Genomic DNA, 21,841 nt, shown 5'->3' with positions numbered 1-21,841 from the left:
CAAAAACCCGCGGGCGGCTTTTTGATTGCTCATTTTAAACGTTAGACATAGGAGTATCAAATGCCAATCGTTTCTACGAAAAATGCTGACCATTATTTATGGGCTACCAACTGTGAAGGTTGGCACCTTGCCGCTTCTAAAAACCTAAGCGTGATTCAGGAACGCGTGCCCGAAGGTTCCTATGAAACTCGCCACTTTCATAAGAAGGCGGAGCAATTTTTCTATATTCTTTCCGGCATTGCAACGCTTGAAGTAGCAGGCGAAATACACATCCTCCATCCCAATGAAGGCTTTCATATTCCTGCAGGTATTGCGCACACGTTAAGCAATGAACATGAAAAAGATTTAGCGTTTTTAGTGGTATCCACACCACCCAGCCATGGTGATCGAGAAAATGCATCACAAATTAGAGTAGAACCATGACTTTTTACAGTATTGCAGGTTTATCTGCCGCCATGTTTGTTTTAGCCGTGACACCGGGGCCCGGAGTGTTTATTACCGTATCCAAGGCTTTGGCTTCGGGATTCAGAAATACGTTACCTGTTATCGCAGGGATTGTTACGGGTGATTTGATATTTCTTCTGTTCGCGATTTTTGGTCTTGCAGCCATAGCAGAAACATTTGAGACAATGTTTCTCATCATCAAGTATTTGGGTGCGGGGTACCTGATTTGGCTTGGGATTAGATTGTGGCGCACCCATCCGGAAAAAATGGAAATTGCCGCTTCAAAAAAGCACCGCTTTTTAAGCGGCCTCTCCATAACGCTCGGCAATCCAAAAGTCATCTTGTTCTATCTGGGATTTCTACCCACATTTGTAGACTTGAATGCATTGAGCAGTTTGGATATTTTCTCCATAGCCTTTATCGTCTCTTCCATTCTGGGTGCGGTTATGTCGTTTTATGCCTATTCGGCATCCCGTGCGAGGCAGCTCTTCAAAAACGAACGGACGCAAAAGCACATGAATGAAGTTGCCGGGAGTGTAATGATCGGCACAGGGTCACTATTGCTTTATAGAACCTGACAAAACAGGAGACCAATCAAAAACCCGCGGGTTGCTTTTTGACTGGTCATTTTAAATGTTACGCTGAGGGAAAACGTGCATGGAACTACGTGAAGCTACACCACTTGACTTCGGGGCAATTGCCCAGTTGGTCCCGACTTTGGATGAACTGTTCCGTGTCTACCCAAAAGGAACACACCCCTTCACAGTCGATCAGGTCCGGTTTTTGGCTGCGTCAAGGGAAGAGCTGACTGTCGCTGTTGAAGGCGGAAAGGTGATTGGTTTTGCTAATCTATACAACATTGAGCAAGGACACTATGCCTTCATCGGCAATGTCGTTGTGGCAAAAGAGTTTCGCGGCCAGGGAGTTGGGCGTCTTTTAGTGTCACACATGACCCGGCAAGCATTCGATAAGTATGATGTTCATGAGGTAAGGATTTCGGTCTTCAACGACAACACGGCTGCCCTGTTGCTATATGCAAGAATGCACTTCAAGCCGTATGCCGTCGAAGAACGCATAAATCCTTCGGGCATGCGGGTTGGACTGATCCATATGGGGCTCGAGCGCAGTGAGTATAAAGCCTGACAAATCATTGGAGACCAATCGAAACTGCGCCATACTGTCCAGTAGCGTTCATAACCTTTCTATCAACGCATTCGGAAAAACATATTCCACCCTATTGAAAAGGTAGTAGATAATGTCACACGGTTCACAGAGCGATAAACCATGATTATTTTTTATCTTATTGGACTGGCGATGCTGATTATCGGCATTTATCTCTGGACTGATACCTATGCGTTTCGCGCCAAAGCGGCAACGATCAAAGGAGAAATTTTCGGTTATAACCGTGAAGAACATAACCGAGGTTATGTTTATTACCCCATCGTCAAGTACCATCACGGCGGCGAGGAATATTCCTTTCAATCTGCTTTGGGCAGAAACTCGCGCGAGTACATGATCGGTCAAGATGTCGATGTCCTTGTTATCGGAAACGACCATAGCCAAGCGCGTCTCAAGCAGATGGCAAGGCCCATTATCTCCTCGGTCATCAGTGTGATGGGGCTGCTGTTTTCCACTATCTATCTTGCGACGGCATTTGATGTCATCCTGTTGCTCGTCCCCGTTATCCTGATACCTGCCGGTGTTGTCATTCTACGTAAATTAAATCCGCTACCGACGCAAAACAATTCCAATCATGCCGTCGAAAGCTATCAACGTAAAAAATGGAAGATATTCCCATCCCGTGAGACAAATGATCTCATCAGGGAAAATGCCACCTATGATGAGACCGCCTCAAAAGATGCCTATATCTGGATGCATGTTATCGGCGCGGTCACCCTGGTCGTTTCACTCTATTGGCTGCAAGACATCAACTCACTGGTCGATGTTTCCGTCAGAACAGACGGAACGATTGTCGCACAGCAGAGTGCTTTTGACAAAGGCGAACGGACTTATGCGCCGGTCGTATCGTTTCATACTGATGCGCATGGTGCAGTTCGTTTTAACGGCACAACATACAGTCGGCATCCCTCATGGCATATTGGAGACCATGTCACAGTTCTGTATGATCCGAAAAAACCACACCGGGCGATGATCGATGGGGGCTTTAACTTTGGAGGGCCATTGGCGCTGGGGCTCTTTTCCATCTTCGCTTTCGCGATAGGCAGGTACCTCTACCGGCGCAAGGTCAGGTTTGAGAAGGCCTCTGCATGAAGATCCGTCCTTGAGTGCTCATCCCTGGCACGAAGCAAGCGGCGGCCAGTACAAAATAACAGGACCCTGCACACCCATATGCATCCCGCGGGCGGCTTTTTGATTGCCCATTTCAAACGTTATCAGGCAAAGGAATAGACTCTAGACATGAAAACATTTTACCAATTTGAGATAGCTTTACATTTTCTTGTCTCCACGATACTGTCACTCATTAGTGTATCCATGTTTCAGGTTCAAATGATTGCGGGAATAGTCTTTTTGATTGGAGGTCTATTCTATCTCTTATGTTGTTTCTTGGTGATTTATAAAATCAATATACTTGATGATCGACTCGTTGCATACAAATTGCTAGCGAAAAACAGCATTTCTTTTAAAAACATCAATGGCCTCACAGAAGAAAATAGACATTTTGTTGGTGAAGGAAAACTTTCCACAAGAAAAGCACTGGTAATAGCGTATACCGAACATTCTGGCTATGGGGGTGAATTGGTCCTCACTTACAATAGTGATTTACATCATTATCTGGAAAATCAGTTGGGGCATGTTTATGAAAGATAACAAATCAGAGGAGACCAATCAAAAACCCGCGGGCGGTCCAATGCGAACGAACCCTGTAGGCAGAAAAAGTTACAGGCTCATCATGGCAGCCCTTCTCCTCTTTCCTGCGCTAGGTTTCGGCTGGGAAGAAAATGCCAAGATCGCCGGGCTCTTTCACAATGCGAATGTCGACGGGACGTTCATACTCTACGATATGACTGGGAATGCGTACATTGGATACAACCAAACCCGTACTGAAACACGCCATATCCCCGCATCGACTTTTAAAATTGCCAATACGCTCATCGGGCTCTCGTCGGGTGTCGTCAAAAGCGTGGATGAGCCCCTGCCCTACAAAGGCCCTGCCAAGCCTTTTATTCCGGAGTGGGGACATGATATGGGGTTGCGCAGGGCCATCGCCATCTCCAACGTACCGATCTACCAGGAACTTGCACGGCGCATCGGTCTGGAACGTATGCGTGCCGGCCTCGTCAAACTCCATTACGGCAACGCGGAGACGGGAAAAGTTGTTGACAGGTTCTGGCTCGACGGACCGCTAAAGATCAGCGCACTCGAACAGGTAAAATTCCTGTCTGCGCTCGTTCAGGACAGGCTGCCGCTTCCGAAACAGGTGCAAAAAAGCGTACGGGGGATCCTCTTCCTCGAAGAGGGGGCAGACTGGAAGCTCTACGGTAAAACCGGCTGGCAGAACGCTCCGGACAACGGCGTCGGCTGGCTGGTGGGATGGCTGGAGAAAAAAGGGTACATTTACGTGTTTGCCCTGAATATTGACATCAAAAAACCCTCTGATGCCAAGGAGCGCGTCAAACTGGCAAAAGCGAGTTTGAAACTTCAGGGCCTGATATAATGGTTTCCCGGTTACTCATTTTACGTGTTCTATGACGAAAAGAGATGCGTAAAAGCAAAAGAGCGGATCATGCATATAGACTCTATAGCGCTGAAGAATTATCATGCCGAATATGCAGTCGAACAGCCTAAACGAGTCAACCTAAACAAGGAAATCAAATGTCACAACATCATCAAAAGATACTGATCAGAAGCATCGAACAGCGCATTCAGCACATCGATATGGCTTTTGAAAACCTCAAGCAGATCGGGACCTACGATCGCGACGATTTTTATTTTGATGAACCGGAAATAAGAGAAAAATATGTCCAGGTGCATGAGTCGTTAAAAGAGATACGGAAATACCTCAGCGACACTCTCATGAGATTTGAAAGCAGAGGGAAGTAAAGCACGTCATCTGCCTTTTCATCACAGGACGGGTATTTTAGACCTTCAACATCGAGGGGGTCATGCCTTGACCGCATCACCCAAAAATGCATTGTCTTCAATGCAGCAGAAAGACCAACAGATACTTCAGAAATCAAGTCATAGCGAAGAGTTTAGTTCTGCTGGTGAACACCCGGAATGACAACGCTTCAATAATAACAGTGTACACATCAAAGAGCTCATCAGCCACCCCAGGACTTTCAAAATACCGTTGTTTAGCAATGCTTTCCGCCAAAAATCCCTTAGCTGAACACATTGTTTTTCTATCACATTGCCCTGGATTTCATATAACACTAAGATGGTTTTTTTATATGATTAAGCGATAATCTTCTTTTTCAGCGCTAAGATAATAAAAAAATTAGAAAGAAATGTTTGAATGGTACCTACGGATAAAGAGATAATTTATGCAGGATTTTTTTCGAGGCTTCTGGCTACAGTCGCAGATTTATTCATCATTTCACTTGTGTTGAATATTCTCCCCAGGGTGATAGACATGCAAAGTCTATTGATCCTTCCTGTCGTATGGTGGGTCTACAACACTGTCATGGTCGTCAGATGGAAAGCCACTATAGGCGGCAAGATCTTTGGCATAGAGGTGCTTGGCAATGATCTGGAGCCCCTCTCTTTTAAATTGGCTTCATACAGGTTGATTATCAGCATCATCCCTTTTGTACTCTATGTTCTGATTAGAAGTTTTCAACATCAGATGATACTCATCCCTTCCCCCACCATTCAGCAATTACCCCAATTCCTCTTTTTTCTTCCTCCCCTCATTATGGTTTTTACACAAAAAAGGCAGATGATACACGATCTGATCGTGGGTAGTGTCGTCGTTGACAATAGTGCAATAAAGCATGCTGCAGCAGAAACGACGGGCATAGGCTATGCAGGCCAGAAGATCCTAAGAACAATCGGAACACTGCTTTTTCTTGTGATGGCAGGCTATCTCATCATCTATACATCGGTCTTTTATACCCTGGCTCAACAGAGTCATAGTTCCTATAATGCTTCTTTTGCCCATCACTATTCGACAAATGATTACAATGATTCAAGAATTATTTTTTACAACCGGGAACTCGAGCTAAACAGCCGGAAGTTTATCGAAGCCAACGGGATGTATGACATCTTTGAAGCCGATGTCAAAAAAGATCTGGCGCTGAACTGTATTGAGTATTTTCTTTCACAAGAGCATAACGAATCAGACTGGATAGAGATGGGTAGCAGTTTTAGGAAAAATGCGCGCAACAAATATGCCAATAATGAAACCCTGATCAAGCAAGCGAAGATGAATGAGGATCATATGGGAAAACATTTTTACTACTATGACCTCAATGATGTGAATGCTCTTGAAGATAATATTGCCAATATATGGAAAAAAGGTGCGAACACGCAGACATGCCAAAAGATGCTGCCGGTCGATCAGATGTATGCGATGTTTCTACCGAGATATATCAAGAACAGGGAAGAAGCGCTGGAACGGTACAAGCGTGAGTACCAGTATGCAAAACCGTCAGGAATGCTGAACAAATCTTTTTATAAAGATCAGATAAAAGAAACATCTGAATGGCTTGCAATGCTCTATGAAAATCAACCTTGATAATGGCGACTATAGCACAAGGAGTAAGCGCATCCCAACCGGTTACCAACAAGGGGCCCGGTCGAAAAAACCGCGGACAAATTTTTGATTGCTCATTTCAGACGTTATCCCTAACAGTAAAAATTCAAAACAACAAAGGACAAAAATGAAATTAAAACTTGCGGCACTCAGTCTATCAATGTTCCTGATGGCAGGATGTGGAGGAGGAAGTTCAGGAGGCACGTCATCGTCTTCAGGGGATGACCCTCTCAATACAGACGGAGGCATCTCTCCCATCGTCCTATCGGACGCCTCAACGATCGTCACTGACGCCAGTGCGGAAAATAAATACTATAAGGTAAAACTGAGACCGTCAGAGCATGTCACCGTACTGGCACGATCCGTAGGAGGTGCGGCGCATGTTTCTCTTTATGCAACAGATGACTATCTGATTTCACAGTGTATTGTAGGGCAACAGACCGATAGTGCCCATAGTTGCATAGGGGGTACAGATGAGAATGGATATGTCTATTTCGGTATCGAGGGGGGAGAAACCGGATCGCAAATCACCATAGACATGTTGCAGATTGAGCAAAACATGCACACGATTGACGCACCGCTCGATATTACCGAACAGCTCCCGTTTCAATCACGCAGCAATATGTACGCAACCTATGAAAATGAGACATATACTTTTATCGATGGAGACACACTGTATGTCCACGCTCTCAATCCGGGTCAGCACTATAAAGTAAGAGTGGATAGCCCCGATCTGAGGGCAACCTTGAAAATCTATTATGACAATGGATTCGGTGATTATGAGGCCGGAGATGAATGCCCGGTTCTTGACGAAGGAAAGGGTATAAGTGAGTGTGAAGTTCCGGCCAATACAAACGGGGAGATATTCATACTTGTTGAACCCGTTTTCGGCGCGGCTATTACGGAATACACCTTGAGTATGTTGAGCGTGGAAGATTATACCGGTATCTATGATGGAAGCCCGGAGTCACCTAAAATATTAAACTATGCAGATCTGCCCTATAATGGAGGCTGGCCTGGGACATTCACTGAAGGTTATTATAGGGTAGTGGGACTTGAACCATTCAAGCGCTATGAGGTGACGGTTGAAAACTATAACAGTTATGGCAATTGGGTCGATGTCGAAGGGGCGAATGATCGCGTTGGCACAGCGGATGAAAATGGAACATTAGGCGTGAATGTCGATATCACCGATGGGACTTTTATCATGAACCTGATCGATCCTCCTGTCAATGAAGGGAATCTGACCGATCCGGTATTGATAGACAACCAAACCAAAAGTTTTGCGGTACAGGTCGGTCAGGGGGACACTTATGATTCTGACGGGTATAGTTACTATCAGGTAACGGGACTGACACCCGGCGCGACATATTATTTTGCCGTCTCGGATAAAACATACGGCGCGATGGAAGTTTGGGTCAAGTACTCCACGGTGTGGGAAGAGAGCGACAACCCCAATACGATTAATGATGCGGAGTTCAATCCGCATGATGCTGATATTAACGGCAACATTCTCATACGCGTGAAGGGAACGAGAGCAAGGGCCAATGTAGCGTGGACAACGACCGCACCTTGAGTCATTTGTCTCAGTATGATTGTTGGGTTGAGAAACACAGACCTTAGTCGTTAGTCGGAAGCGTTCAATTGTTTCTGACCCCTCACAGTTTCAAACCAAAGGAGAAGAGCAAGATGCAGCATAAATCCGCCACAAAAGCCTTTGAACTGCAGGCTATCGAAAGTATGGATTTCAGACGGCCCGTCCTTGTCGGTCTGATGCTGTTTATGCTCCTCATGCTCACCTGGCATACCGTCGCCGAAGCGCGTTTCGGCCTAGGCCTTATGGTCTTTTTGGAAGGCGGCTTTGCCGTCTATACCGCCATACTGCTCTATTTTGTCTGGCGGTCGGATTACTCGCGTTGGCTGGCCGTTGCGTTTGTCATTCCCGCCGTAGGCATCATTTTAACGGCCATGTTTCATCCTGATACGCCCAACAACGTCTTCGTCTGGACGTTTATCTTTCCCATACTCACATACGCGCTTCTCGGACTCAGGCTTGGTTTTGCCGTCACGTTGGCAGGGAGTGCTATGGCACTGGCGGCGTACCTCTCCAAGGCAGGTGACCTGAGCCAGGGGCACAACATTCTGATACTGACTGATGTCGTGATATGCATGAGTATTATCTGGGTCATAGCGCACATGTACGAGCTTTACCGGCAGCGCAGTGTCGAAGCGCTGCAGCTGATGGCGACCACGGATGAACTGACGGGCCTGCAGAACCGGCGGCAGATGGAACCGGCCTTCGCACACCTCTCGAAGATTGCGGACAGGCAGGCGCAGGTTCTGGCCGTCATTGTCGTCGACCTTGACCATTTCAAGCAGATCAATGACCGCTGGGGCCATGATGCAGGTGATGCCGTTCTAAAGCACGCCGCGGACCTGCTTCTCAAAAATGTGCGTAAAAGCGACTGGGCCTTTCGTACCGGCGGGGAGGAGTTCTGCCTGCTGCTGCAGGTCAATGATGTTGCAGGGGCAGTGACGGTAGCGGAAACCATACGCGCAGCAGTCGAAGCGGCACCCTGTCACTACGAGCTGAAGGAAATCGAGCTGTCCGCCAGTATCGGTGTTGCGGTGTATCCCGATGAAGGCCGGAACTTCGAACAGCTGCTGCAACGCGCAGACGCCTATATGTACCATGCAAAACAGGCGGGACGCAACCGGGTGGTTGCAGCAGACTCGGAGCGGGCATGAACGCATCTCGATCGCAACACAAGCTCCCTTTTGGCATTGACAAGCCGTTGACATCCAGACTCCTTTCAGAGCAAAAAAATGCACTCGAAATCTGTTGACCCACCTATAATCCGAACTGCAGGACCCCGCCTGTGGCTTAACGTGACCCTCCTCTACCTCATCATCCCGCTGGTCCTGCTGCTCTGCGGGGGCGATTTGGGCTGGTGGCAGGGCTGGGTCTATTCCGTGCTGCTGTTTCTGGCCGGTATCGGCGGGCGTTACTTTGCTGAAAAGCGGCATCCGGGGATTCTCGCAGAGCGGGCCAGTATGGACAAGGCCAAGAGTGCGAAATCGTGGGACAAAATTCTTGCACCGCTGATGGCCCTGAGTCTCTCGTTTCCCCTTGTCATCGTCGCAGGGCTCGACCACCGCTACGAGTGGACGCCGCTGATGCCGGTATGGCTCAACATGCTAGGTCTCATTATCATCGCGGTTGGGTATGCCTTCGCCGCCTGGGCCATCGTCGAGAACCGTTTTTTCTCCACGACGGTACGTATCCAGACAGACCGGGGGCATACGGTCTGCGACAGCGGCCCTTACCGGGTCGTACGCCACCCGGGCTATGCGGGCAACCTTCTGGCCCTTGCCGGGATCATCATCGCCCTGGACTCCCTGTGGACTCTTCTCCCTGCCGTCGCGGCACTGGTTATTTCCGTAGTCAGAACCGCACTCGAGGACAGAACGCTTCAAGCGGAGCTGCCGGGGTACGCTGATTATGCAGGACGTGTGCGCTATCGCCTGTTCCCCGGAATCTACTGAAAGTGCCCAATCCGTTCAATGTAACGGCTTCAGGCGGCTTTTTTCTAACGAAGAGCATCCTGTAATTCTTCAGAAACTTTCCGCACCGGCCGCTGTTTTACAGCCCGTCTTTAGATCGTCATGGCTACTATACGCGCATATTATGCCACGCATATATTTTTTGAATTGGAGAGAGACCCCATGAGTATGATTCACTTTATCGGCGGGGAAAAAGGCGGTGTCGGGAAGTCCGTCTTCGCGCGTCTGCTTTCGCAGTATTTTATCGACAACGACGTTCCGTTCGTCGGCCTGGACGCAGACCGTTCCCACGCATCGCTCACCCGTTTCTACGAACAGTTCACCGATGCGATCAACCTTGACCGCTTCGAAAGCACGGACAAGATCATGGAGCTTGCACTGGAACAGGATACCAACGTCCTGGTCGACCTGCCCGCGCAGTCCGAGCGCTTCCTCGACCGCTGGATCGAGGAGAACGACGTTCTCGGCATGTGTGAAGAGACGGGGATCGAGATCGTCTACTGGTACCTCGTCGACGGCGGCAAGGATTCCGTACAGCTTCTCAAGAAGTTCCTGCCCAAGTACAGCGTCGTCATGACCTGCGCCGTCGTCAAGAACGAGGGGCGCGGCAGCGACTTCTCCGAAGTGGATGATGTCATCGCATCCGTTACGAGTTCGGCGAACGGAACGCTCAAAGAGGTCGTCCTGCCAGCCCTGCACGCCCCGACGATGCAGAAGATCGACAAAAACACTTTCAGCTTCTGGGCCGCCGCCAACGCCAAAGAGAACGGCACGGTCCACCTGAACCTGATGGAGCGCCAGCGCACCAAAGTCTGGCTGCGCAAAGCCTACACGATGTTCGACACCGTTCTGGCCCAGCACTGATCTACACGCCGCACCGCCGTCCGGGCGGCATCCCCACCTCACCGCACTCTTCTCATTTTTTGCTACAATCGTTTATCCCCGTGCACTCTCAGGAGGAACGCTATGGAAAACGTACCGAACTGGCATGCCGAAGAGGCCGACAAAGTACTGGAAGCGCTGGAAACCTCACCCGACGGCCTCAGTGAGGATGAAGCGGCCGCACGACTTGAGACGTACGGCCCCAACCGGCTACCCGAACCGCCGAAACCCCATCCGCTGCTGCGTTTCCTGGCACAGTTTCATAACATCCTCATCTACGTTCTGCTCGGCGCCGCCTTCATCACGGCACTGCTCGGACACCTCGTCGATACCGCAGTCATCCTCGCCGTCGTTCTCATCAACGCCCTGATCGGCTTTTTACAGGAGGGCAAAGCCGAAAAAGCGCTCGAGGCGATCCGCCACATGCTCGCGCTGCACTCCTCCGTCGTACGCAGCGGCCGGCGCAGCACCGTCGCAGGCGAAACGCTGGTTCCCGGCGACATCGTCATCCTCGGGGCCGGAGACAAGGTGCCGGCCGACCTGCGGCTGCTCAAGGCCATCAGCCTCCAGATCCAGGAGGCTATTCTCACCGGAGAATCGGTCCCGGTGGAAAAACGGCCTGAGCGCGTCGACGCCTCTGCCCCGCTCGGCGACCGTATCTGCATGGCCTACAGCGGCACGACGGTCACCCGCGGCCAGGGCACCGGCGTCGTTATCGCCACCGGCGGCCGGACCGAGATCGGGCGTATCAGCAGCCTGCTCTCGGAAGTGCAGACCCTCAATACGCCGCTGGTCCTGCAGATGGCCCGTTTCGCCAAGGTGCTGACGCTCTTCATTCTCATCGTGTCCGCCCTGATCCTCGCCGTCGGCCATAGCCTTCTCGACCATCCTTTCGACGAACTTTTCATGGCCGTCGTTGGCATCTTTGTCGCCGCCATTCCCGAAGGGCTGCCTGCGGTGTTGACGATCACCCTGGCCGTCGGTGTCCAGGCGATGGCCCGCCGCAATGCCATCGTCCGCCGTCTGCCGGCCATCGAGACACTGGGGGCCGTCTCCGTCATCTGCTCCGACAAAACCGGCACGCTCACGCGCAACGAGATGAACGTCGCCACGGTCGTCACTGCCGGCAGGCGTTTCACCGTCGGCGGCACCGGTTACGAACCCGCCGGGGAGATCGAAACGGCGGGGGAAAAGATTGTCCCCGACAGCTTCCCCGAACTGCTGGAGCTGGGGGAGGCTGCCGCAGTATGCAACGACGCGGAACTGCTGCATAAGGAAGAAGCGTGGCAGATCGAGGGCGACCCGATGGAAGGGGCACTGCTTGCCTTTTACGGCAAGGTGGGCGGGGACCTTGCACAGACCCGCGGCCGCTGGTTCAGAAGCGACGCCATCCCCTTCGACAGCGCCCACAAATTCATGGCAACCCTCAACCATGACCATGAAAACCGAGGCGTTATCTTCGTCAAGGGCGCACCGGAAGCACTCCTCGGACTTTGCGACAGGCAGAGGGAGAAAGACAACGGCACCTCCCCGCTGGATCGGGGTTATTGGCTCGAGCAGGCCGAAACCGTTGCATCGCATGGGCAGAGGGTGCTGGCCTTTGCACTCGCACCCGTGCCGACGGAGCACACCGTCCTGGAACGTTCCGATCTGGAAGGCGCTCTCATCTTCCTCGGGCTGGCAGGCTTTATCGATCCCCCGCGCCCCGAAGCCGTCGACGCCGTGGCCGAATGCCGCCGCGCCGGTATCGGGGTAAAAATGATCACCGGCGACCATGCCACTACGGCACTGGCCATCGGCAAAGCGCTCGGCCTGGAGCATGCCGATGCGGTTTTGACCGGACCGGAACTGGATACCCTCGACGATGCCGCACTCACAAAAGCCGTCACAAGGACGGGGATCTTTGCGCGCACCAGCCCCGAACACAAACTGCGGCTGGTCATGGCACTCCAGGCCAACGGTATGACCGTCGCCATGACGGGCGACGGCGTCAACGACGCCCCGGCACTCAAGCGGGCCGGGGCCGGCATTGCGATGGGGAAAAACGGCAGCGAGGCGGCAAAGGAGGCGGCGGAGATCGTGCTCGCCGACGACAATTTCGCCTCGATCGTCGCCGCTGTCCGCGAAGGGCGGACGGTCTACGACAACATCAAGAAGGTCATCAGCTGGACGCTGCCGACCAACGCGGGCGAGGCGCTGACCATCATTGCCGCCCTCTTGCTGCAGATGGCCCTGCCCATCACCCCCGTCCAGATCCTCTGGGTCAACATGATCACCGCCGTGACACTGGGGATCGCCCTCGCATTTGAGCCGACCGAGCGTCATACGATGCGGCGCCCGCCACGCCCCCGTGACGAATCGCTGCTCGGCGGAGGACTGCTGTGGCACATCATCCTCGTCGCGGCACTCTTCCTCGCGGGCGTTTTCGGCATCTACGATTACGCCGTCACCCGCGGCGACTCCGATGCCCTGGCGCGTACGCTTGCGATGAACACGCTCGTCACACTGGAAATCTTCCATCTGCTCTTCATCCGGAACTTCCGTGAAACCGCCCTCTCCTGGAGCGCGGTCCGGGGTACCCGTATCGTCTGGAGCGCCGTCGGCGTTGTCCTGCTGGGGCAGCTTTGCATCACCTACCTGCCTGCACTGCAGGGGATCTTCGGGACCGAAGCCGTGCCGCCGACGGATCTGCTCCTGATGCTGGGGCTGGGGCTGGCGCTGTTTGGCATCATCGAAGCGGAGAAACAGCTGCGACTTCGCCTTTTCGCCTAGGCCGGGCCTCTCAGCAGAGTCGTTCCAGCCGCCGCCCCGCACGCTCGAAAAAGATCTCCAGTACTTCCCTCCCCGCCCTCACATTCCAGCGGACCTCCGCGGTACCGAAGGACTTTTCGACATCGGAAACACCGCACTCTCCAAGAAGATACTCCACCTGCGACACTGCACTGTAACCGCAGGTAAATACGGCCTCCACCTGGGGGATATATTCGGTCAGTTCCGCGAGGGCCACGACATCGGAAACCGCCTGTGTATAGGCGCGGACCAGTCCCCCCGTCCCCAGTTTCGTGCCGCCGAAATAGCGCACAATGATCACGGCGGCATCGATCAGGTCATGCCCCGCCAGGACCGCGAGGCTCGGTTTGCCGGAGGTCCCTTTCGGTTCGCCGTCGTCGCTGCTCCCCTCGACGACCTGCATATGCTCATTCAGGTAGCGGAAAGCCGTCACGAAATGGCGCCCCTTGGGGTGTTCCGTTCTCAAATGCTGCAGGGTCGTCTCGAACGCGCTGTAGGGGACAAGGTGGGCAATGAATTTTGATTGTTTGATTTCAACGGTGGCGGAAACGGGCGTCTTAAGCGTTAACATGACGCCATTATAGCGGGAGCGGGAAACGCGCTTACTGCTGCGCGCCCATCCGCTGGTTCAGACGTTCGCGGAAACGCTGCTGCATCGCCTCGAACTTTTTCTGCTGCTCATCGTTGAGCAGTGCCTCGATCTCGTCGTTCTGCTCGACACGCAGTTTCATATGCGCCTTGAGATAGCGTTCGTGGATCTCCCCCCACTGCTGCGTCTGTTTGTCGCTGAGGCCGAGCTCCGTCTGGATCTGCTTGAGCATCTCCGCCTGGCGCGCCTTGGCCGCTTCCGCCTGCTGATCGGCAGCCGGTGCCGCGTAGAGTGCCGACGCCAACAGGGCAGCCGCGAGAATCGTAACCTTTTTCATACTTCTCCTTTAAATTGCGGTCATATCATAATAAATGTTGATAAACAGTTTTCTATTTCGAAAGTAAATGAGAGAAGATAAAGAGCAACGTGATTGAAATGTGATGATAAAGGAGAACTGGGGCAAAGGCGGGAAGCCTTTGCCGAACGGTTACGGACAGAGTTCACCGTTGTTGTAAGCGTCAAGCGTTCCCGCTATCGAGGTCGCTTCCGCTTTCTGGGCCGCCGCGTTCTTGCCGCCTTTGAGGTAGCCGCCGGTTCCGTCGAAGCCGTCCGAGCCGATGGAGGCCAACAGCGCATCCCCGGCAGCAATGGCGTCGCTTGCCGCCTCACATGTTGTCGCGCCGGCCGCATAGTTGAGTTTGGCGCCCAACAGCTGGGCCGCCAGACCGTATGCCGCATCCCCGGCGCGTTTTTTCCCGCTGTCGAAGTCGCGCTTATCCAGCACGGCGACGCCCTGTTCGCACGTTTCGATAACGTATGTACCGATCATGACCGGCGCATGGAAAATATTCATCGCCGGGTCGATCGCATAATCGAGCAGCCAGACAACGGTTTCGCCGGCCAGCGTATTCGCCGCGATTGCATTGGCTTCCTGGTTGCCGTGGCCGTCACATGTCGTCCAGTTCTTCCAGTAGCCGATCGTCCGCGGGTCGCCCCCCGGAGGTGTATAGTTGTTCTGCACTTCGAAGTGGATCGTTTCATTCGCGCCCACCGTAAAGTCAAAGCAGTGATTTTCGTTCGTTTCCTCCCCTGTACCGGGGTTGTAATAGGAGACGCCCGCGCCGTCTACCGACCAGATGTTTGTCCAGACGGCCGGGATACCTGTCTCACACACCGTGTACTCTGCCCCCGGGATCAGCCAGACCCCGTTGAAGTCCACCAGTCCGTTCGCGTCCGGGCTGTCAATGAGGTTGATGCCGTTTCCGCTGAGCGTAAAGGTCCAGTTCATCGTATAGGAGGTTGAACCGTTTTCATACTTGATCAGTTCGATCTTGCCGCGTTTTCGGTTGGTATAGGTACACGCGACGGTTTCCCCCGGATCGACGACGATGGTTGCCTTGCGCTGGCTCAGAGAGGTCGCGCTGTTTTCCAGGCCGTCTGTCTCAACACATTCCAGACCGATCAGGTCATACTCAGGTGCATAATCGTCTTCCGTGACCGCATAGGTACCCGGAATGACCTCCATAAAGGTATGCGTCCCCAAATGTGTCAGGTTCAGGTCATACGAACCGTTGATATCCTGGGCAAAGTGGAAGTAGTCCGTCATGCCCGCCGGAACCGTCAGCTTGTTGATGATGACCGTACCGTATTTGGTATTTTCAAAGGTACATTCGTAGTCTGCACGGTAGAGGTCCTCAGGATAGTCGACGGTGAAGTCACAATCCCCGACACTGTTGGACTGGTACCAGCCCGCTTTCATCGTTTCAACGACTTTGTAGTGTCCCTCTTCCAGTTCACCTTCCGGTACAAGCACGTTTGTCGCGCTGTCCGGGTCGGTGAGCAGCGATGTAACAACCGTCCAGACGCCCGGTGCCCCCTCTTTGTACAGGGTCATGTTCCAGTCGCCTTTTTGCGGCACGCCGGCAATCTCTGCAGGCTTGGTCACTTTGACGACCTTGACAGCCGGCTGACCTGCCAACTGGTTGTTAAAGGTGACGGATTCGCCGCAGGAGGGCAGCGTGATCGTTACCATCTGCGTGGAACTGCCTTCGGGTTCAAAACCGGTCGGGGCCGTTTCCGTGACGGCATAGGTTCCCGGCTCCAGCCCCGAGACGGTCGCGGACTGTACCAGCGGACCCGCCGCGGTAAAGGTGATGGTCCTGTTGACATCATCCATTCCCTCTTTGGATACGGTGAAGACGACATCAACACTGTCATCGCCGTCGAGAACGTCAGGCATCGACTTGTTGATTGTGAGTGTCACCGTTGCGTCGGCGTAGAGTGCGATCTCATGGCTTGCCGGATCCGGCGTATAACCGCCGTCCCCTACAATCGTCGCCGTATCGCTGAGCATACCGCTCGTGATCATCGCATCACCGATACTGACGGTTTTGTGGAAGATCACCGAACCGCTCTCCTCAACCGTGAAAGAGGTCCAGTTGACATCACCGAACGTCGGCGTGCCGGCCACATACGGAGCATCGTATGCACCGATACCGGCCGGCGTAAAGTCACCGCTGGAAAAACTCATGAGCCCATTGTCGCTCTCGATCCACTCATGGTCTTTGACCGTAGCCGTGGCATTGAGGATGTCTCCCGGCTGAACCGAGGCGGATGCCGTTGCCCCGAGGGTAACAATAATGGGTACTTCCGGCAGGAACGGATCGGAAAAACCGATGGTAGCGATATCGTACAACCCCTCGCTCTCTGCGGCAGGAACAATGATGTCATGCTCGCAAACGACCCCGGAATAGTTCGGCGCCATCAGGTAAGGTTCGCACGCTACCGGCTGCACGCTCGTCATCCCGCCGCTGTAGTAGATCATATCGGAAACGTTCGCGTAAATCTCGCGCGAAGCCACGTTGGTCACATAGATTTTCGTGTGGATCCCCACGGTCCCGATCGGAGTTGAGGGCAGTTTCGTCCAGGTGACATTGACGTCAACCCCTTTACTCAACAAGGCTTCCGGAGCACAGGTGTCCCCGAAATCGACGGAAGCCGGACCGCTTTTCGCGATGGACCAGCCGTGCGACTGATCCTGGCGCGCAGACATATCTTTGCTCGCCTCAATGGCCTTGACATCGGGCAGCTGGACACGTTTTTCGCCGATCCCGCCGGAATCGAGATCCTCGTTCCAGAGGTTGGACTGCAGCGACGAACCCGGATAGAGGTGCGAGCCGACGGCAAGACGCTGATAATAGTTGGCGACACAGACCGCGCCGCCGGGCAGACCGAGCGCAGCATATTCACCGCCCGCTGTTGTACCTTCAGCTACGGAAATCTGGCGGTAGATTGTGGTGAAGACCCCACCGGCCCCCTCGTTGTCAGGTGTCACATACAGATCCTGCTGGACCAGCTGGTCCTGATACTGCGCAGCCCAGTTTTTACAGATATCGTTGGAGAGATCCTGGTCGAGGGTCAATACAGAGACATAGTCCCACCCGCGGAGATCACCGCCTTCGGTTTGCAGGTAGTCGCCCCCCACCGTAAAGAGGAACTTCAGAGGATCGCTCCCCTTGTTTTCGATCGTCACCCGGTGCGGGACGAGATCAAGCTCCGCCCACCCCTTCAGGTTACCGGTCGTATAGGCCCCGTCGGGGCACACATAATCATTGGCAGCCAGGTCGTATCCGTCGGGGATAGACGTGGAGCGGCATCCTTCCAGCGTATAGCTGATGTTGGCCGACGACGTCACGGCAAAGAGCAGTGTTCCCGCTCCCACCATGCGCTTGATCAGCCCCCATTTTTCTCGAAATGAAGCTTTCATTTTAGAGTCTCCTGTTGCACAGAACCGCTCTGGCGAGACGGTTCCAATTCAAAACCCGTAAGACACGGGCAGGCAGCGAAGTACTCAAATCAAAAAGTGGGTAACAAAACAGTGGTGGAATAGATTCGACCGGGTTACCCTACTTTTGGCAACCCGGCCATCTTCGAGAAGATCCGTAGCTTTCCGCCCCCGACTCGCGCCGGGTTAGGCTTTTCTTGCAGTACAAAATAATCAAAAAACCTTGAACGGCCTTCCCGTCTCCGTTTCACTCGAAGCAGTGAGAAAAACGGCCATTCATTGCTGCCAGTATAGAACGCTCATAATTAATTTTGTATAAATAGAAACAATTTTTTAAAAAAATAAAGCCTGTGGCATCTCAGGTTCTCCCTGAAAACCGGCTTCAAAAAAACTAGAAGTTGCTAAACAGTTCTCTGCAGGGGAAATAAAAATGCAAAGAAAGAAGGAGTGATTGTCATCGAAAAACAAGGAAAGTTTGGAGGGCAAAGGCAGAGCGCCTTTGCCGAACGGTTATGGGCAGAGCACACCGTTGTTGTAAGCGTCAAGCGTACCTGCAATCGAAGTCGCTTCCGCTTTCTGGGCCGCGGCGTTCTTGCCGCCTTTGAGGTAGCCGCCGGTACCGTCGAAGCCGATGGACAACAACAGGGCATCCCCGGCATCGATGGCATCGGTCGCAGCACTACACTGTGTCGCACCCGCGGCATAGTTTGCCTTGGCCGCCATCAACTGCGCCGCCAGGCCGTAGGCCGCATCGCCGGCGCGTTTCTTGCCGCTGGAGACATCGCGTTTATCCAGGATGGATACCGCATCCTCACAGTTGTCGACGACAAAGCCGCCCAGGGTGATCGGTAGGACATAGTCTACCAGCCAGACCTCGGTTTGACCTGCCAGGAGGTTTGCTGCTTCGGCTTTTTCCTGCTGGTTACCGTGACCGTCACAGGTCGTCCAGTTCTTCCAGTAACCGATCGTACGCGGTTCGCCTCCCGGAGGCGTATAGTTGTTGTGTACAACGAAGTGGATCGTCTGATTCGCCTCGACACTGAAGTCGTAACAGTGGTTTTCATTCGAAGCCTCTCCTGATGCAGGATTATCATACGGTACCGGAGATCCTTCGACATACCAGAGGTTTTCCCAGGCAACCGGGATACCCGTTTCACATACCGTATATTCAAGTCCCGGCACCAGCCAGACATCATTGAAGTCCACCAGTCCGTTCGAATCCGGCGTATCGACGATGTTCACGCCGTTGCCGCTAAGGGTGAATGACCATCCCATCGTGTAGGACATCGTACCGTTCTCATATTTGATCAGCTCGATCTGTCCGCGTTTTCGGTTGGTGTAGGTACACTGGACCGTTTCCCCCGGATCGACAACGATCGTTGCCTTGCGCTGACTCAAAGACGTCGAACTGTTTTCCACGCCGTCAAGTTCGACACAGACCAGACCGATCAGGTCATATTCCGGTGTCGGGTCGTCTTCCGTGACCGCATAAGTTCCCGGTATAACATCCATGAAGGTGTGTGATCCCAGGTGGGTCAGGTTCAGATCATACGAACCGTTGATATCCTGGGCAAAGTGGAAGTAATCCGGCATACCTGCAGGCACGGTCAACTTGTTGATGATCACCGTGGCATATTTGGTATTTTCAAACTGGCACTCGTAGTCTGCACGATAAAGGTCTTCCGGGTAGTCGACGGTGAAGTCGCAGTCACCGGATTGATCGGACATATACCAGCCGTCTTTCATGATTTCAACGACTTTGTAATGGCCCTCTTCAAGTTCACCTTCCGGTACAAGCACGTTCGTCGCGCTGTTCGGATCGGTGAGCAGAGAGCTCACAGCCGTCCAGACATCCGGGGCAGTCTCTTTATAAAGGGTCATGTTCCAGTCGCCTTTTTGCGGTACGCCCGCAATCTCGGCCGGTTTGGTCACCTTGATGACCTTGACCGCCGGCTGGCCGGCAAGCTGGTTGTTGAAGGTGACGGATTCGCCGCAGGACGGCAACGTAATCGTGACCGGTTTGATGGCACTGCCTTCCGGTTCGAATCCGGTCGGAGCCGTTTCCGTCACCGAATAGGTGCCCGGCTCCAGCCCTGCAACTTCCGTGGACTGGGTCAGCGGCCCGGCGGCCGTGAAGGTCAGGGTCCGGTTGATGTCATCCATCCCCTCTTTTGAGACCGTAAAGATGACATCGATACTGTCGTTGCCGTCGAGGATATCCGGCACGGTTTTATAGATCGTCAGCGTCACCGTCGCATCGGCGGAAAGCGCGATCTCGTGGGTCGCCGGCTCCGGTGTAAACCCGCCGTCGCCCACGATCGTCGCCGTGTCGCTCAATGTACCGGTTGCGATCATCGGACCGGTGATATAGACGGTCTTGTGGAAGACCAGCGTACCGCTGTCTTCAACCGTATAAGAAGTCCAGTTAACGTCGCCGAGCGTCTCTGTACCCGAAACGTACGGTGCATCATAGGCACCGATATCGCCCGGCGTGAACGCGCCGCTCGCGAAACTGATAAGACCGTTCGTACTTTCGATCCACTCATGGTCTCTGACGGTTGCCGTCGTATTCAATTGGTCACCCGGCTGGACCGAAGCGGACGCGGTCGCATCCAGCGTCACCAGGATCGGCACATCAGGAAGGAACGGGTCGTCAAAACTGATCGTCGCAATGTCGTACAGTCCGGTACTCTCTCCTTCCGGAATGACGACATCATGTTCGCAGACGACCCCGGAGAAGTTTGACGGCATCAGGTAGGGTTCGCACGCTACCGGCTGCACGCTGGTCATGCCCCCACTGTAGTAGACCACATCGGATACATTGGCATAAATCGCGCGTGAAGAGCTATTGGAGACGTAGATCTCGGTGTGAACACCAATCGTTCCCACCGGTGTAGAGGGGAGTTTCGTCCAGGTTACGTTGACATCGACCGGCTTGCTGGTAACGGCACTCGGCGCACAGGTGTCACCGAAATCGACCGTCGCCGGACCGCTTTTGGAGATGGCCCATCCATAGGACTGCGCCTGTCGTGCCGTCATATCTTTGCTTGTTTCAACTGCCTTGACATCGGGGAGCTGGACACGTTTCTGGCCGATACCGCCCGAATCGAGGACTTCGTTCCAAAGGTTGGATTGCAGTGAAGATCCCGTGTAGAGATGGGATCCGAGCGCCAGACGCTGAAAGTAGTTCGCGACACATACCGCGCCGCCGGGAAGGCCGTTGGCCGCATACTCGCCGCCGGCCGAACCGCCGCCGGCAACCGCAATCTGACGGTAAATCGTCGTAAAGACGCCGCCGACCCCCTGGTCGTCAGGCGTGATATAAAGGTCCTGAACAACCAGCTGGTCCTGATTGGCAAAGGCCCAGTCTTTACAGATCTGGTTGGAGAGATCCTCGTCCAGCACCAAAACGGACACATAGTCCCACCCGCGTAGCGCGCCGCCTTCGGCATACAGGTAGTCACCCCCTACGGTGAAGGTGAATTTCTGGGGATCGCTCCCCTTGTTTTCGATCGTCACCCGGTGCGGGACGAGGTCGAGTTCCGCCCATCCCTTGAGGTTACCGGTCGTATAGGCCCCGTCGGGGCAGACGTAATCGTTCGCGCCCAGGTCGTATCCGTCAGGGATAGACGTGGAGCGGCATCCTTCCAGCGTATAGCTGATGTTGGCTGACGCCGCGACAGCAAAGAGCAGTGCCCCTGCTCCCAGCATGCGCTTGACCAGCCCCCATTTTTCTCGAAATGAAGTTTTCATTTTGAGTCTCCTCTTCCATTGCCCCCCGCTTCCGAAGCGATGCCGGGTCCCGACCCGTTTACACGGGCAGACCTCGAAGTACTCGGATCAAAAAGGAGGGTGCCAGAGCAAAGAAAAGGACTTTTTGCATGGATTATCCTGCCTAGGGAAACGCGGACATCTTAAGAATATCCGCAGCTTTCTGTCCCCCGCTTCGCACTGGTTTAGGCTTTTTTCTAGTCAAAAAAAAACAAATAACCTTGAACAGCCTTCTCATTGTGTTTCACTCGAAACTATAAGAAAAACACCATTCACTACCCAATCAGTATAGAGCGGAATA

The 21,841-nt window shown here is 53.3% G+C and carries 17 protein-coding genes and 1 riboswitch; of the genes, 13 read left to right on the top strand and 4 right to left on the bottom strand.

All coding sequences use genetic code 11. The annotated features are described in order from the left end of the window. The first annotated feature begins 60 nt into the window (after positions 1-60). From WCX49_RS04265 to WCX49_RS04205, 13 genes are all read left to right on the top strand, one after another. Positions 61-423 (top strand): cupin domain-containing protein, encoded by a 363-nt coding sequence (locus WCX49_RS04265; RefSeq protein WP_345986341.1) that lies wholly within the window; start codon positions 61-63, stop codon positions 421-423. After that, on the top strand, positions 420-1,022 hold the full coding sequence (locus WCX49_RS04260; RefSeq protein WP_345986340.1) for a LysE family translocator: 603 nt from the start codon (positions 420-422) through the stop codon (positions 1,020-1,022). The genes WCX49_RS04265 and WCX49_RS04260 overlap by 4 nt, the downstream gene beginning before the upstream one ends. A 79-nt stretch (positions 1,023-1,101) precedes the next feature. Further along, positions 1,102-1,587, top strand: a complete 486-nt coding sequence (locus WCX49_RS04255) for a GNAT family N-acetyltransferase (RefSeq protein ID WP_345986339.1) — start codon at positions 1,102-1,104, stop codon at positions 1,585-1,587. A 141-nt stretch (positions 1,588-1,728) separates the two neighbouring features. Further along, positions 1,729-2,715, top strand: a complete 987-nt coding sequence (locus tag WCX49_RS04250; protein WP_345986338.1) for a DUF3592 domain-containing protein — start codon at positions 1,729-1,731, stop codon at positions 2,713-2,715. Between the two features lie 147 nt (positions 2,716-2,862). Next, positions 2,863-3,273: a hypothetical protein gene (locus WCX49_RS04245; protein WP_345986337.1), complete on the top strand. Its 411-nt coding sequence runs from the start codon at positions 2,863-2,865 to the stop codon at positions 3,271-3,273. Between the two features lie 82 nt (positions 3,274-3,355). Beyond that, positions 3,356-4,120 carry a class D beta-lactamase gene (gene blaOXA, locus WCX49_RS04240; RefSeq protein WP_345986336.1) on the top strand — a complete coding sequence of 255 codons (765 nt, stop codon included), beginning with the start codon at positions 3,356-3,358 and terminating at the stop codon, positions 4,118-4,120. Positions 4,121-4,278: 158 nt separating this feature from the next. Continuing rightward, positions 4,279-4,506, top strand: coding sequence for a hypothetical protein (locus WCX49_RS04235; RefSeq protein ID WP_345986335.1), 228 nt, complete (start codon positions 4,279-4,281; stop codon positions 4,504-4,506). Positions 4,507-4,921: 415 nt separating this feature from the next. Next, complete coding sequence (locus tag WCX49_RS04230) at positions 4,922-6,142, top strand: RDD family protein (RefSeq protein WP_345986334.1); 1,221 nt, start codon at positions 4,922-4,924, stop codon at positions 6,140-6,142. A 145-nt stretch (positions 6,143-6,287) separates the two neighbouring features. Further along, the gene (locus WCX49_RS04225) at positions 6,288-7,736 is read left to right on the top strand and encodes a hypothetical protein (RefSeq protein WP_345986333.1); all 1,449 of its coding nucleotides are present in this window, start codon (positions 6,288-6,290) and stop codon (positions 7,734-7,736) included. A gap of 113 nt (positions 7,737-7,849) precedes the next feature. Then, positions 7,850-8,908 carry a GGDEF domain-containing protein gene (locus WCX49_RS04220; RefSeq protein WP_345986332.1) on the top strand — a complete coding sequence of 353 codons (1,059 nt, stop codon included), beginning with the start codon at positions 7,850-7,852 and terminating at the stop codon, positions 8,906-8,908. A gap of 141 nt (positions 8,909-9,049) precedes the next feature. Beyond that, complete coding sequence (locus WCX49_RS04215) at positions 9,050-9,706, top strand: isoprenylcysteine carboxylmethyltransferase family protein (RefSeq protein WP_345986331.1); 657 nt, start codon at positions 9,050-9,052, stop codon at positions 9,704-9,706. A gap of 180 nt (positions 9,707-9,886) precedes the next feature. Next, positions 9,887-10,588 (top strand): hypothetical protein, encoded by a 702-nt coding sequence (locus WCX49_RS04210; protein WP_345986330.1) that lies wholly within the window; start codon positions 9,887-9,889, stop codon positions 10,586-10,588. Positions 10,589-10,690: 102 nt separating this feature from the next. Continuing rightward, the gene (locus WCX49_RS04205; RefSeq protein WP_345986329.1) at positions 10,691-13,378 is read left to right on the top strand and encodes a cation-transporting P-type ATPase; all 2,688 of its coding nucleotides are present in this window, start codon (positions 10,691-10,693) and stop codon (positions 13,376-13,378) included. Between the two features lie 10 nt (positions 13,379-13,388). Here the strand turns inward: WCX49_RS04205 and WCX49_RS04200 are convergent, their stop codons facing one another. From WCX49_RS04200 to WCX49_RS04185, 4 genes are all read right to left on the bottom strand, one after another. Continuing rightward, on the bottom strand, positions 13,389-13,967 hold the full coding sequence (locus WCX49_RS04200) for a YigZ family protein (RefSeq protein WP_345986328.1): 579 nt from the start codon (positions 13,965-13,967) through the stop codon (positions 13,389-13,391). A 31-nt stretch (positions 13,968-13,998) separates the two neighbouring features. After that, positions 13,999-14,322, bottom strand: a complete 324-nt coding sequence (locus tag WCX49_RS04195; protein WP_345986327.1) for a hypothetical protein — start codon at positions 14,320-14,322, stop codon at positions 13,999-14,001. A gap of 150 nt (positions 14,323-14,472) precedes the next feature. Further along, the gene (locus tag WCX49_RS04190) at positions 14,473-17,751 is read right to left on the bottom strand and encodes a hypothetical protein (protein ID WP_345986326.1); all 3,279 of its coding nucleotides are present in this window, start codon (positions 17,749-17,751) and stop codon (positions 14,473-14,475) included. 144 nt (positions 17,752-17,895) lie between these two features. Then, a riboswitch (cyclic di-GMP riboswitch) is annotated at positions 17,896-17,971 on the bottom strand. 308 nt (positions 17,972-18,279) lie between these two features. Beyond that, on the bottom strand, positions 18,280-21,522 hold the full coding sequence (locus WCX49_RS04185) for a hypothetical protein (RefSeq protein ID WP_345986325.1): 3,243 nt from the start codon (positions 21,520-21,522) through the stop codon (positions 18,280-18,282). Positions 21,523-21,841 lie beyond the last annotated feature (319 nt).

The sequence above is a fragment of the Sulfurimonas sp. HSL-1656 genome (assembly GCF_039645585.1).
In the GTDB taxonomy this organism is placed as follows: domain Bacteria; phylum Campylobacterota; class Campylobacteria; order Campylobacterales; family Sulfurimonadaceae; genus Thiomicrolovo; species Thiomicrolovo subterrani.
This window is presented reverse-complemented; position numbering and strand designations above follow the sequence as displayed.

Coding starts and splice junctions, on each gene's coding strand:
- WCX49_RS04265 (WP_345986341.1), top strand. CDS start 61: ATGCCAATCGTTTCTACGAAAAATGCTGACCATTATTTATGGGCTACC.
- WCX49_RS04260 (WP_345986340.1), top strand. CDS start 420: ATGACTTTTTACAGTATTGCAGGTTTATCTGCCGCCATGTTTGTTTTA.
- WCX49_RS04255 (WP_345986339.1), top strand. CDS start 1,102: ATGGAACTACGTGAAGCTACACCACTTGACTTCGGGGCAATTGCCCAG.
- WCX49_RS04250 (WP_345986338.1), top strand. CDS start 1,729: ATGATTATTTTTTATCTTATTGGACTGGCGATGCTGATTATCGGCATT.
- WCX49_RS04245 (WP_345986337.1), top strand. CDS start 2,863: ATGAAAACATTTTACCAATTTGAGATAGCTTTACATTTTCTTGTCTCC.
- blaOXA (WP_345986336.1), top strand. CDS start 3,356: ATGGCAGCCCTTCTCCTCTTTCCTGCGCTAGGTTTCGGCTGGGAAGAA.
- WCX49_RS04235 (WP_345986335.1), top strand. CDS start 4,279: ATGTCACAACATCATCAAAAGATACTGATCAGAAGCATCGAACAGCGC.
- WCX49_RS04230 (WP_345986334.1), top strand. CDS start 4,922: ATGGTACCTACGGATAAAGAGATAATTTATGCAGGATTTTTTTCGAGG.
- WCX49_RS04225 (WP_345986333.1), top strand. CDS start 6,288: ATGAAATTAAAACTTGCGGCACTCAGTCTATCAATGTTCCTGATGGCA.
- WCX49_RS04220 (WP_345986332.1), top strand. CDS start 7,850: ATGCAGCATAAATCCGCCACAAAAGCCTTTGAACTGCAGGCTATCGAA.
- WCX49_RS04210 (WP_345986330.1), top strand. CDS start 9,887: ATGAGTATGATTCACTTTATCGGCGGGGAAAAAGGCGGTGTCGGGAAG.
- WCX49_RS04205 (WP_345986329.1), top strand. CDS start 10,691: ATGGAAAACGTACCGAACTGGCATGCCGAAGAGGCCGACAAAGTACTG.
- WCX49_RS04200 (WP_345986328.1), bottom strand. CDS start 13,967: ATGTTAACGCTTAAGACGCCCGTTTCCGCCACCGTTGAAATCAAACAA.
- WCX49_RS04195 (WP_345986327.1), bottom strand. CDS start 14,322: ATGAAAAAGGTTACGATTCTCGCGGCTGCCCTGTTGGCGTCGGCACTC.
- WCX49_RS04190 (WP_345986326.1), bottom strand. CDS start 17,751: ATGAAAGCTTCATTTCGAGAAAAATGGGGGCTGATCAAGCGCATGGTG.
- WCX49_RS04185 (WP_345986325.1), bottom strand. CDS start 21,522: ATGAAAACTTCATTTCGAGAAAAATGGGGGCTGGTCAAGCGCATGCTG.